This is a genomic window from Bacillus sp. FJAT-42376 (genome assembly GCF_003816055.1).
GTDB lineage: Bacteria > Bacillota > Bacilli > Bacillales > Bacillaceae > Metabacillus_B.
The window spans coordinates 2878654-2891217 of the sequence record NZ_CP033906.1; the positions used below are offsets into that span (position 1 = coordinate 2878654).

Here is a 12564-nt window from a genome sequence, read left to right on the forward strand (position 1 = left end):
AAAGACCAAGCACTTTGGTAATAGCTGCATACAATATGGTGTATTTTTACTATTAAAGGAGAGATACGAAACATCTATTACACCCCTATAAGAAAAGAAGGAGGTATGTAGGATTGGGGATATTATCAACTGGTCCCATTGAAAACAATCCGGTTAATGGAGTAAGGCCGAGTCAGCTCGTAACAGTGAAAGTAGACAATAGAGACTCTGCAAACAGTTCCGTCGTTTTAATTCGTTTTAATAGAAGGATTTATATTGGATGGAACCAGAACTGAATATGTCACGAATCTTTTCTCTTTAGGCCCGAACCAAGTTGTAACCAAGACATTTTTTGCGGATGTCGATGGTTTTGAGTTTGTTTTTACTACTAGCGGTCTTGGGGAACAGCAGACGGAGATATCTGTCTGGGGGAAAAATAGCGCAGGAGAATTAGTTACCGCCCACCGATTGGTATCAGATGAATTACTCGGCAGTGAGTCAGGAGCGACTGGGGCGACTGGAGCAGTCGGTTCCACTGGCGCTACGGGGCTTACTGGGGCTACGGGGCCTACTGGGGCTGGGGCAACAGGGGCGACCGGAGCAGTCGGTTCCACTGGCGCTACGGGGCCTACTGGGGCTGGGGCAACAGGGGCGACCGGAGCAGTCGGTTCCACTGGCGCTACGGGGCCTACTGGGGCTGGGGCAACAGGGGCGACCGGAGCAGTCGGTTCCACTGGCGCTACGGGGCCTACTGGGGCTGGGGCAACAGGGGCGACCGGTGCGACTGGAACCACTGGCGTTACGGGCGCTACAGGACCTACTGGAACTGGTGCTACAGGTGCAACCGGCGTTACCGGCGCGACTGGAGCCACCGGGGTTACAGGCGTTACCGGACCTACTGGCGCTGGAGCCACTGGCGCGACTGGGGAAACCGGCGCTACAGGGGCCACCGGGGTTACGGGCGTTACCGGACCTACTGGCGCTGGAGCCACTGGCGCGACTGGGGAAACCGGGGTTACGGGCGTTACCGGACCTACTGGCGCTGGAATCACTGGCGCGACTGGGGAAACCGGCGCGACTGGGGCCACCGGGGTTACGGGAGTTACAGGACCTACTGGCGCTGGAACGACGGGCGAAACCGGCGCGACGGGGGCAACTGGTCCTACAGGGGTTACAGGGCCTACTGGCGCTGGAGTCACAGGAGCTACAGGAGGAGTCGCAAGCCAATTCGGGTTTATTTACAATACGACGAACCAGCTTGTTCAGCCGGCAGCGTCAGTGTCATTCAATACAAACGGCGCCATTAAAGGTACCATTGGCCATGCAGTCGGTGAATCATCCATTGCCCTTGCAGCGACGGGTGATTATGAAGTAACCTTTTCCGTATCAGGAGCAGAGGCCAACCAATTTGGAATCTTCTTAAATGGTGTTCAAGTTGGCGGCGGAAACTACGGATCAGGAAGTACGAACCAGCAAAATAACGGGCAGGCCATCGTTACCGTTACTGCTCCCTCCACGCTGACGATTAATAACATTACCGCATCACCAATTGCTCTTCAAACCATCCCGGGGACCACGGAGGATAGCATCACTGCATCTGTTTATATCGAATTATTAAACCTGCGTACTTCTGTATCCGTTTCAACCGCTGCTGCTCTTGCTGCCGCATTGAATGACTCAACGATTGATATAATCAGCCTTTCACCGGGACTCTATGATATCTCCGGTTTTCCAGCAGCGGTCCGGACAACTGCCGTCACTCTGCAAAGCAGCGCCCCTGGAGCTCAGATTCAATTTAATACCACACAAAGCTTCGAATTTATTACCCTTGGCGCAAATGTCACGCTTGTGACGAATACCATTTTTAATGACACACAGCAGCAGTTTTATCCTGACATCGCTGCCGCTATTGCGGGAGCAAATCCGGGAGACCTGATTATTGTCTATCCCGGTACCTACAATCAGCCGGCACCTCTTATTATCAATAAATCTCTTACGTTGAAAGGAATCGCGAAAAATACAGCTTTTATCGTTTTTTCGGATGCTTCCGATATACAAAGTGTGACCATTTCCGCAAATTCTGTCACGATCGATGCGTTAAACTTTTCCGCTCCGACACCGTCATCAGGGAGTAATAATACGTTAATCAATATTCCGTTCAACACTCCATTCTTCTCTGACATCACAATTAGCAGCAGTGTCCTGAATGGCGGGAGAAGAAACATGTTTATTAATGCCAATAATCTGTCATTGCTCGATAACACCATTATCCAGCCGGGAAGCACATTGGCAGGGTCACGTGAATCCCTGTTGATTCAGGCAGTGAGCGGCCAGACTCTGATTGCAGGAAATACGTTCCAGGGAGGAACGTTTGCAAGAGGAAACCAGCGCTTTGAAGGTACCCCGACATCAAGCGGAAACATTATTATCAGAAATAACATCTCCACCGGTTTCTCTCAATTTGCATTATTTAATACGAACTTTACAAATGCTTCTATACTGATTGACTCGAATACTGTAGTTAACCCATTAAAAGATCCTGCTATTGCTTCAAGCTCGATCGTTTTTCTTCCAATCGATTTTACTCAAGTAGATTTAATTAAAATTCAGAATAACGACATCACCAATCAATCTCCTAATCATTTTGCTGTTTACCTGGATTACACGTTCGGCGGAACAAATATCCCCCGGTTTGAACAAATTAAGCTGTTTAACAATTTGCTCAGAGTCGTCCTCCCATGGGGGAACGGAACCGACACAGCAGACCCTAACTACCCGGTCGGTTTCAGTACCGGCGCACCTGGCGGGTTAACATTGGATGTTTTTGAATTGCTGTTAAATACAGTCTTTTTATGATGATGGATTCCCGTTTTCACTTGAAGTTCTAAACCTTGTGCATACGATCCTATATGGCAAACCTCCAGATACGCATGGCGTCGGAGGTTTGCCTCTTTTTAATCTTTCATATGCCGGTAAAGAGAGATAAGCCCGAGCACAAAAAAAAACACTAGTATGAGAACCAGTGTTCCTTGGCGGAGCTCTTATTCAGCCGGACGCTCAATTTGCAAATAAAACATTCCACGTTTTAACTCCCACTACTCCATCTGCCGATAGCCCTTTTATCTGCTGGAATGTCCGGACGGTCCTTTCTGTTTTCATTCCGAAAATCCCATCTTCTGCTAATTTGAAATTCAGTTTATTCAGCTGTTTTTGGATGTCGAGAACAGGCATGCCTTTGGATCCCTTTTTTATGAGTTCTCCCGGGTATGGTTTGGTCACACTGGCAGGCGGTGGAGATGACATCGTGTCATACTTGGCCAGTCCGTTTCTTTCGATAATTCCTATGAGCTTACTGGCATAATTCGGATCGCTCGCATATCCCGCCTGCTGAAGGGCCAGGCATGCCTTTTTGTAGTCCATTTCACCAAATAAAGGAGCGTATCTCGTCCCTCTTTTATAAAACTCTACAAGGTCTTTAAAGGATTCATACCAGGATGGATATCGTTTAAATGCAGAGGAAACGACTCTTTCCTCCCCCTGGACATATTCAATCGTTCGCACTGTAATGGATTGTCCTTTATAAGAGCCCTTAATTCCAAACAGATTCAAAGCATTCTTTGCAAGAAAGCTCTCTCCCCATCCGGTTTCCAGTATTGATTGTGCAATAAGCAAGGATGCCGCAATATGCTCTTCCTTTTGAAGCTTAATGACATAAGGTACGACTAAATCTATAAAGTTTTCCACAAATGGCTCTCCCTCCATAAATATTTTAAAAGATACTACATCATAAGCACATTTGCGGAAATGGTATGGATACTTGTACGGGAAAATAAAAAAGAGGCCATGCCCTTATAAAGGCAGGCCTCTTAACGTTTATTTCGTTTCCCGGTGAAGGGTTATACGCTTCAGTCTCGGACAGTATTTTTTTACTTCAATCCGGTCAGGGTTGTTCCGCTTATTTTTTGTTGTGATGTAATTGCGGTCGCCCGTTTCCGTGCATGCTAGTGTGATATTGACACGCATTATGTATTCCTCCTTCTTTAAGTTTTAAATCGTCATTATTACGATTTAAATTTATGTTATGCGATTGTCCCGTTTTAGTCAACCCGCTTTCCTGATTACGTCATTTCCACTCTCAATAAATCCTCAGCAATGGCGGTATTAGCAAAAATTTTTCTTGCCTCGTTTAACAGCATTTGAACCTGCTCGCCCTGATACCTTGCACTGATATGGGTAAGGACGAGCTGCTTCACGGCATAATTTTGAGCAAGAGCAGCGGCTTGAATGGTGGTAGAGTGAAAATATTCATGTGCAAGTTTCTCATCCGCTTCGGCGAATGTAGCTTCATGGACGAGAAGGTCCGCATTTTCCGCAAGCCTTCCAAGCTGTGGACAGCTTCGCGTATCCCCTGCTATGGCAATGATTTTCCCGCGTTTAGGCGGACCGAGATAATCGCGGCCATTCAGGACAGTTCCGTCCTCCATCACCGCGGTTCCGCCTTCTTTTAACTGCTGATAGACGGGACCCGGCTTAATGCCGGCTGCCATCAGTTTGTCTGCCATCAGGGTACCCGGTTTGTCCTTTTCCGTTATCCGGTAGCCATAGCTCGGAATACCGTGCTCCAGGAGGATTGCTTCGACGATGAACTGATCATCTTCAAATACAATGCCTCCTTCCCCTTCGATCACTTCAATCGGATATCTGAGATGTGTCTGGCTATGGGCCAGGGCTGCGCCGACAAATTGCTTAATTCCTTTTGGCCCGTAAATCATTAACGGGTCTTCTGCTCCCTGAAATGATCTGCTCCCGAGCAGGCCGGGAAGTCCGAATATATGATCTCCGTGCATGTGTGTAATAAAAATCTTTTCAATTTTGCGCGGTTTTAAAGATGTGTGGAGAATTTGGTGCTGCGTTCCTTCTCCACAGTCAAAAAGCCAGACCGCTCCCCGTTCTTCAAGCAGTTCAAGTGCCAGAGAAGAAACATTCCGCTGTTTGGAAGGCACACCTGCACCTGTCCCTAAAAATAATACGTTCAATGCTGATCCTCCTAAGAACAATTCTTCTATATAGAATACATGAAAACAGGAATGATGGACAGCTCACATTGCATGTTTTTCCAGTTACTGACTAAGGCAGCCTGTGAGCAATCCTACCTATCAGATTGCCCGTCGGCTGGCAGTCATAATATGAAGGATGGACTTCAAGGAGACGGTGGTGCGGGAATGACGGAACCTCTGATGACCTGCAGTTACGGTGCATTCCCTGATTTACATGGTGTACACCTATGATAAAAAGAAACATGACTCCCGTTTAATCAAAAATCCCCTTATTTTATTTCCTTTTTTTCCTTTTTCCGAAATTTCACCGCCTATTTAATGGGAAGGTAAATGTTTTTTGATTCGTCGTCTATACTAATGAAAGAAACTTAGTTCAAATGTTTGCTTTAACCTGAATGAAGCTTTAAAATTAAGAACCTGTACGGGACCTTTTTTAAAAAGCATTCATTTGCTTATTCGGAATCGTGACGAAGCCAAAGAACTGGCACTTGACTATAAGAAAAGTGAGGTCTTTATAGTGAATACAGAACAAAATCCAAAAGCCGTAATTGTTATTTTCGGTGCTACCGGAGATTTAGCTAAACGCAAACTTTACCCATCCATTTATCGTCTTCTTCAAAATAACCGGATTGGCAAAGACTTTGCAGTGGTGGGAGTTGGACGCAGACCCTGGTCGAATGAAGAGTTCCGCCAGAACGTTAACACTTCCATCGAGAACAGCGTACCGGAACATGAAGAAATGGACGATTTCCTTTCTCATTTCTACTATCATCCTTTTGATGTAACGAATCCAGGATCCTATAAGGAACTCAAAGGATTGATGGAAGAACTTGATCATACATACGATATTCCCGGCAACAGGATGTTTTACATGGCCATGGCGCCGGAATTCTTCGGAACGATTGCCATGAATCTTAAAAATGAAGGGCTTACCTCTTCTGAAGGCTGGAGCCGTTTGGTCATAGAAAAACCATTTGGGACCGATCTTCCAAGCGCTCAAAAGCTGAACGATGAAATTCGCGCCGCGTTCTCAGAAGATCAAATTTACCGGATTGACCATTACCTCGGTAAAGCAATGGTGCAGAATATTGAAGTCATCCGCTTCGCCAATGCCATTTTTGAACCGCTCTGGAATAACCGGTATATCGCGAATATCCAAATCACATCCAGTGAATCTCTTGGAGTGGAAGACCGGGGACGCTATTATGAATCTTCCGGTGCCCTTAAAGATATGGTTCAAAACCATATCCTTCAAGTGGTAGCCCTTCTTGCGATGGAGCCTCCAATCAAACTGACAGATGAAGAAATCCGCAGCGAGAAAGTAAAAGTGCTCCGTGCCCTTCGCCCGCTGAAGGAAAATGAAGTATCTGATTATTTTGTCCGCGGCCAATACGGAAAAGGAAGCATACAAAATAACGATGTTCCAGGCTATCGTGAAGAAAGCAATGTTGATCCAAATTCCAATACGGAAACATTCGTAGCCGGAAAACTGACCATCGACAACTTCCGATGGGCCGGAACTCCTATTTATATTCGTACCGGGAAACGCATGCCTGCCAAGTCAACGAAAATTGTAGTCCAGTTTAAAGATATTCCAATGAACCTTTACTATAACAATGGTGACAGCATGCATCCGAATCTTCTTGTAATTAATATCCAGCCGGATGAGGGAATTACCCTTCATTTAAATGCAAAGAAAACGGGCGACGGTTCTTACGCTAGACCAATTAAGCTTGACTATTGCAATAACTGCATAGATGGCATTAATACACCTGAAGCATATGAAAAGTTAATTGATGATTGCCTGCACGGAGATGCGACTAACTTTACCCACTGGGATGAAGTGGCTCTAACCTGGAGTTACGTTGATACCATTGCGAAGGCCTGGTCAAGCGTCGCTGGTGATTTCCCTAATTATCAGTCCGGCACAATGGGCCCGGATGCATCAGATGAGCTTCTTGCAAAAGACGGCTACCACTGGTGGCCGGTAACGGACACAGAATAAATAAGCCCTAGAGCTGTACGGTTACTTTCAGTGAAATTAAATTTAAACGCCCTGCTTTTGCTGCAGGGCGTTTAGCCAATTCGTAAAAGGAGGACTTCCTATGAAAATGTTTGATGTATCTGCTCCAATCTTTGAAGGCATGCCCGTTTATAAAAACAAAGAAGAAAAACAGCCTGTTCTGAACACAGCAACCAATGGCTACGTAACCGAGACACGTATTGCCATGGACCTGCATACAGGAACACATGTTGACTCCCCTCTTCATATGATCGTCGAAGGCGATACGATGGAATCCATCTCTTTGGATGACCTAGTCGGACAAGCGAAAGTATTTGATTTGACTGGGGTTGAAGACCGGATCCGCAAGGAAGATATCGAACATTTTGATATTCAAAAAGGCGACTTTGTCCTTTTTAAAACCAAAAATTCTCTTGAGGATTCGTTTAACTTTGAATTTATCTTCGTTGCTGAATGCGCTGCGAAGCACTTAAGTGAAATCGGCATCAGAGGAGTCGGGATTGATGCGCTTGGCGTTGAAAGAAGCCAAGAGGGACACCCTACTCACAAAACCCTTTTTGAGCATGGAGTCATCATTATTGAAGGTCTGCGTCTAAAAGAAGTGAGCGAAGGAAGCTACTTTATGGTTGCGGCACCGCTAAAGATTTTAGGCAAGGATGCCGCACCTGCAAGAATTCTTTTATTTGAAGGATTGAAAGCAGAATAAAACGATTCAGGCTGCCGGAATTCTCCGGCAGCCATTCTTATTCTTCCCGCCATTTCCCCGCATTCTGATGCGGTCAAGGAACATTATTTCAAGTCAAACGATCCCATCATAAATCTCAGTCCTGAAAAAACACGCCCTCTGCGGGCGTGTTTTTTGTCAGCCTTTTCCGGCCTGGAAACTTGGATAATTCGTCATTCCTCCATCAATGTAAAGCGTCGTTCCGGTCACATAGCTGGCTTCCTTAGAAGCCAGCCAAACGGCCGCGGCTGCCACTTCCTCAGGCTCTCCGATTTTATTAAACGGGATCATTTTCAGTACTTCTTCTTTCGCGACCGGATCGCTGAATTTTTCTTTGTTTATCGGTGTGTTGATCGCTCCTGGAGCAAGGCAGTTCACTCGAATGCCGTGCGGCGCAAATTCAAGGGCCAGTGTCTCGCTCAGCATCTTGATCCCCCCCTTTGATGCAGCGTAATGAGCGAAATGAGGCCAGGGAATAATTTGATGCACAGAAGACATATTAATTACGCTTCCTTTAATGTCGTGTTTCAGCATATAGGCTATAGCTTCCCGGCTGCCAACGAAAATTCCTGTCAGGTTAGTTGAAATCACTTTATTCCAGTCCTCAAGAGACAATTCCTCTGAAGGAACCTCATTTTGAATTCCGGCATTATTGACCATGACGTCAAGAGTGCCATATGTATCAATAGCAAACTGGATGATTTTTTTCACATCTTCTTCCTTCGATACATCACCTTGAACCTTTACAGCTTCTCCGCCGGCTTCTTTGATTTCACCAATCAGTTCATCTGATTTGCCTTCATTTTTATAATAATTGATGACAACCTTTGCTTTTTCTTCTCCAAAACGCTTGGCGATTGCACGCCCAAGTCCTGAGCTTGCTCCTGTAACAACGACTACTTTTCCTTCCAAATCCTTAAACATACGAACAGCTCCTTTTTCTTATCGTTTTGTATATCCAAGAAGGACGCCGCCTGCGATAATGAGCAAGCATCCTATAACAACCATAATGATTTGCTTTTTTGCCGATTTTTCTTTCAGCAGGAAAAGCCCTCCCAGTGTAGAAATAACAATTCCCGTTTGAGATAAAGAAAAGCTTGTCGCTACGCCAATCAGCGGAAGACTGAGCAGGAGCCCGAGATTTCCCGCTGACCACCAAATCCCCGTTAACACATTCCGCAAAGCGTATTTATTGAACGGTTTACTCTTAAACGTAAGCACGATTGCTCCTGCAGCCATTCCTATTCCTTGGGGAAGAATCGCTGACCATCCATCGATATCAAATTGACGGATGATGACGACATATCCTATATAACCCAGCGAGGAAACGAGCAAAATAAGCAAACCTTTTTTTAAATGCTTTTTATCCTCTTCATTTTCTGCTTTTTGTCCGACAGAGGTTAAAATGACCCCGATGATAATGGAAGCTACTGCAATTGAACCGAGAATAATCGCCGTTTTCGTATCCCATTCTTTAAAGAGCAAGACCCCAAAAAGAGTGGTGCCGATCAGCTGCAAGCCGGTTGAAATCGGAACCGTTTTGGCTACTCCAATATATTTCACGCTGGATAGCTGACCAAATTGTCCAATAGCCCATAATACACCTGAGACAATCCCGATCCCCCAGGCAATTCCGGTAATTTCCGGAAAGGTGAAGAAATATGTAACAACAGCAAACAGGAGCGCTCCTGCCGTGATTCCAAGTGTTTGGCTTTTGGCGTCTCCTCCAAGCTTTACACTGATTAAAACTAAGCTTCCCCATGTTACAGCCGGGATAAGTGCTAACAAAATTCCTATCATGCTGATCGACTCCTAATATGACTAGACTGTATTGACAGTGAATGTTCTCTTATAGTTCCTCAATTTGTGACCCTTCAAACATGTAAGTTGATGAATTTTTTTCTTAACCGTTTTCATCTATACAAAATAGGTAGAGCACGGTTCAAAAAAAGGGTCCAGCTCGATGTTCGAGCTGGACCCTTTTCCATTTCACTATTATTTACTCATCCACTCTGTATGGAAGATTCCTTCTTTGTCTGTACGCTGATACGTATGAGCACCGAAATAATCACGCTGGGCTTGAATCAGATTTGCAGGAAGAACGGCTGTACGGTAGCTGTCAAAATATGCAAGAGCAGCAGAGAAGCCTGGTACAGCGACTCCGTTTTCAATGGCAACCGAGAGCGTTTTCCGCAGTGAAACCTGATATTTTTCCACAATTTCTTTAAAATAAGGATCCAAAAGAAGGTTCGATAGATTCGCATCACGGTCGAAAGCTTCTTTAATTTGCTGGAGGAAGGCAGCACGAATGATGCATCCGCCTCTGAAAATCATGGCAATTTCACCATATTTTAAATTCCAGTTATATTCCTCTGATGCAGCTTTCATCTGAGCGAAGCCTTGCGCGTAGGAACAGATTTTACTCATAAACAGAGCCTGGCGCACTGCTTCAATTAATTCCTTTTTATCCCCTGTATACGAGCCTGCTTCAGGACCGGACAAAACTTTGCTCGCTTTTACACGCTCATCTTTCATAGCGGAGATGAACCGGGAGAAGACAGATTCTGTGATGATCGGAAGAGGGACACCAAGATCCAGTGCATTGCTGCTGGTCCATTTGCCTGTTCCTTTTTGGCCGGCCGTATCCAATATAACATCTACAAGAGGCTTGCCTGTGTCATCATCTGTTTTGGTGAAGATATCCGCTGTGATTTCAATCAGATAGCTGTCAAGCTCTCCCTTATTCCATTCTGCAAACACTTCGTGAAATTCTTCAGCAGAAAGACCGAGAACATTTTTGAGCAGGAAATAGGCTTCTGAAATAAGCTGCATATCTCCGTATTCAATTCCATTGTGCACCATTTTCACATAGTGGCCGGCACCATCCGGTCCGATATACGTTGTGCACGCTTCACCATCCACTTTTGCAGAAATGGCTTCAAGAATCGGCTTAACCAGTTCATGAGCTTCCTTCTGCCCGCCCGGCATGATGGAAGGACCTTTTAACGCACCTTCTTCACCGCCGGAAACACCGGTACCGATAAAGTGAATGCCGCTCTCAGCAAGCTCAGCATTTCTCCGCTGCGTATCTTTAAAGAATGTATTCCCCCCATCAATGAGAATATCCCCTTTATCTAAATACGGAAGCAGGGTTTCAATCGTTGCATCTGTTGCCGGACCGGCTTTAACCATCAGCAAAATTTTTCTCGGAGTTTCAAGGGATTGAACAAACTCCTCGATGCTGTATGTACCTTTAACATTTTTCCCTTCAGATTCTGCAAGAAAATCCTCTGTCTTATCTGTAGAACGGTTGTAAACGGAAACCGAATACCCGCGGCTCTCAATATTTAAAGCTAAGTTCTTGCCCATTACGGCAAGACCGATTACACCAATTTGCTGTTTTGACATGCCAAAACGTCCTTTCCTGTACGTTTGTTTCGCTACATTGTTGAAAATAGCACACTTGATAAGATGGTTTCAAGCAAAGCGACCTAGGCTGCATTAAAAGGTCTCCCCATGCTTTTTTGCATCCTGGAGAAAATCTTTATTAAAACTTGTCCCGCTCGTATTCTCTTCATCAGTACTGCCGGTTATTCCCCTTTTAATGGTATTCTTCCCGAACTTCCCATTGATTTGATCAAGAACATTCCATAGAGGCTCATTTTTTGCATCTTCCTGATAGGAAAACAAATCCAGCTGCTTGACAGCCTCTTCCTTTTCAAGTAAATCAGTACCGGTTATTCCGATTAGGCGAATCGGTTCTCCCGTCCAGTGCTTATAAAAGATCTGCTTCGCTTTTTCTTCAATTTCCGAAGCAGCGGCAGCAGGGTTATCCATCTTTGCTGTTCTAGTAAAGGTCTGCCGGTTACCATATCTGATCATAATGGAAAGCCTTGAAGCCAGAACATTTTTTCGATTCATTCTCCTGCTTACGGATTCAGAGAGCTTCGCAATTAGTTTATCCAGCTCCCTTGGATTTGATGAATCTTTTGGCAGGGTAGAAGAATTTCCGATGCTTTTAAAATCGTAGATCGATTCCGGATCCACAGGCCGGCCGTCTATTCCTGAGGCCCGTTTTTTCAGACGTTCTCCGTTAATTCCAAGCAGTTCTTTCAGCTTTCCGCCATCTGCAAGAACAAGATCCTGAATGGTATGAATGCCAATCCCTTTCAGTTTTTCTCCTGTTTTCTCCCCAACTCCGTGCATTTCCTCTACGGGCAGCGGCCAGAGCAGCTTGTTCAGCTCCCGCTTGCGGAGCACCGTAATCCCCAGGGGCTTTTTCATGTTAGAGGCCATTTTCGCCAAAAATTTGTTAGGTGCAATTCCTATACTGGAAGGAAGCATCAATTCATTCATGAGCCGTTTTTGAAGAGATTCTGCGATATGGATGGGATTTTCTCCGTTTGTATAATCCGTTATATCCATGTACCCTTCATCAATGCTTACCGGCTCAACTAAAGGAGTATACTCTCTCAGCACATCGAACATTGCTTTTGACGATTGGCGATACCGTTCAAAATTTGGTTTCCTCACTATGAGGCCGGGGCAGAGTCTCCTCGCCTGCCAAAGCTGCATCGTAGTTTTTACTCCGAATTTCCTTGCTTCATACGAACAGGTCACTATGATCCCCTTCCGTTCCTCCACATTCCCGGCAATCGCGACAGGTTTGCCTTTTAATTCCGGATCATAGGCCATCTCTACCGAAGCATAAAAGCTGTTCATATCAATGTGAAAAATGATTCTTCCTTTTTTCCCTTCTTCCTGCATTCCGTTCACTTCCC

General features: G+C 45.3%; 11 protein-coding genes. 4 read left to right on the forward strand and 7 right to left on the reverse strand.

Annotation, left to right across the window (positions count from 1 at the left end):
• The first annotated feature begins 113 nt into the window (after positions 1–113).
• On the forward strand, positions 114–275 hold the full coding sequence (locus CEF21_RS21615) for a hypothetical protein (RefSeq protein WP_241156683.1): 162 nt from the start codon (positions 114–116) through the stop codon (positions 273–275).
• Positions 256–2835: a hypothetical protein gene (locus tag CEF21_RS21620; RefSeq protein WP_241156684.1), complete on the forward strand. Its 2580-nt coding sequence runs from the start codon at positions 256–258 to the stop codon at positions 2833–2835. The genes CEF21_RS21615 and CEF21_RS21620 overlap by 20 nt, the downstream gene beginning before the upstream one ends.
• Before the next feature lie 201 nt (positions 2836–3036).
• Here the strand turns inward: CEF21_RS21620 and CEF21_RS14475 are convergent, their stop codons facing one another.
• The 3 genes from CEF21_RS14475 to rnz all read right to left on the reverse strand — a co-directional run bounded on the left by CEF21_RS14475 (position 3037) and on the right by rnz (position 5015).
• Positions 3037–3723 (reverse strand): glucosaminidase domain-containing protein, encoded by a 687-nt coding sequence (locus tag CEF21_RS14475; protein WP_164462198.1) that lies wholly within the window; start codon positions 3721–3723, stop codon positions 3037–3039.
• Positions 3724–3852: 129 nt separating this feature from the next.
• Positions 3853–4002: a 50S ribosomal protein L33 gene (gene rpmG, locus CEF21_RS14480; RefSeq protein WP_123917526.1), complete on the reverse strand. Its 150-nt coding sequence runs from the start codon at positions 4000–4002 to the stop codon at positions 3853–3855.
• 95 nt (positions 4003–4097) lie between these two features.
• Entirely contained in the window at positions 4098–5015 is a 918-nt protein-coding gene (gene rnz / locus CEF21_RS14485) for a ribonuclease Z (protein WP_123917528.1), read from the reverse strand.
• Between the two features lie 538 nt (positions 5016–5553).
• Here rnz and zwf point away from each other — a divergent pair.
• Together zwf and CEF21_RS14495 are read left to right on the forward strand one after the other, a co-directional pair.
• Positions 5554–7041, forward strand: coding sequence for a glucose-6-phosphate dehydrogenase (gene zwf / locus CEF21_RS14490; RefSeq protein ID WP_123917530.1), 1488 nt, complete (start codon positions 5554–5556; stop codon positions 7039–7041).
• Between the two features lie 100 nt (positions 7042–7141).
• Entirely contained in the window at positions 7142–7765 is a 624-nt protein-coding gene (locus CEF21_RS14495; RefSeq protein ID WP_123917532.1) for a cyclase family protein, read from the forward strand.
• Between the two features lie 156 nt (positions 7766–7921).
• On the opposite strand, the gene CEF21_RS14500 is transcribed toward CEF21_RS14495, so the two are convergent.
• From CEF21_RS14500 to CEF21_RS14515, 4 genes are all read right to left on the reverse strand, one after another.
• A complete protein-coding gene (locus CEF21_RS14500) occupies positions 7922–8707 on the reverse strand; it encodes a glucose-1-dehydrogenase (protein WP_123917534.1) in 786 nt (261 codons plus the stop codon).
• An 18-nt stretch (positions 8708–8725) separates the two neighbouring features.
• Complete coding sequence (locus CEF21_RS14505) at positions 8726–9580, reverse strand: GRP family sugar transporter (RefSeq protein WP_123920271.1); 855 nt, start codon at positions 9578–9580, stop codon at positions 8726–8728.
• A 198-nt stretch (positions 9581–9778) separates the two neighbouring features.
• Positions 9779–11191: an NADP-dependent phosphogluconate dehydrogenase gene (gene gndA, locus CEF21_RS14510; protein ID WP_123917536.1), complete on the reverse strand. Its 1413-nt coding sequence runs from the start codon at positions 11189–11191 to the stop codon at positions 9779–9781.
• Between the two features lie 93 nt (positions 11192–11284).
• The gene (locus tag CEF21_RS14515; protein WP_123920273.1) at positions 11285–12550 is read right to left on the reverse strand and encodes a DNA polymerase IV; all 1266 of its coding nucleotides are present in this window, start codon (positions 12548–12550) and stop codon (positions 11285–11287) included.
• Positions 12551–12564: the final 14 nt, after the last annotated feature.

What these genes read in the sequence shown, in the direction of transcription:
- rpmG (WP_123917526.1), bottom strand. Translation starts at nt 4,002, where the DNA reads ATGCGTGTCAATATCACACTAGCATGCACGGAAACGGGCGACCGCAAT.
- CEF21_RS14515 (WP_123920273.1), bottom strand. Translation starts at nt 12,550, where the DNA reads ATGCAGGAAGAAGGGAAAAAAGGAAGAATCATTTTTCACATTGATATG.
- CEF21_RS14495 (WP_123917532.1), top strand. Translation starts at nt 7,142, where the DNA reads ATGAAAATGTTTGATGTATCTGCTCCAATCTTTGAAGGCATGCCCGTT.
- CEF21_RS14500 (WP_123917534.1), bottom strand. Translation starts at nt 8,707, where the DNA reads ATGTTTAAGGATTTGGAAGGAAAAGTAGTCGTTGTTACAGGAGCAAGC.
- gndA (WP_123917536.1), bottom strand. Translation starts at nt 11,191, where the DNA reads ATGTCAAAACAGCAAATTGGTGTAATCGGTCTTGCCGTAATGGGCAAG.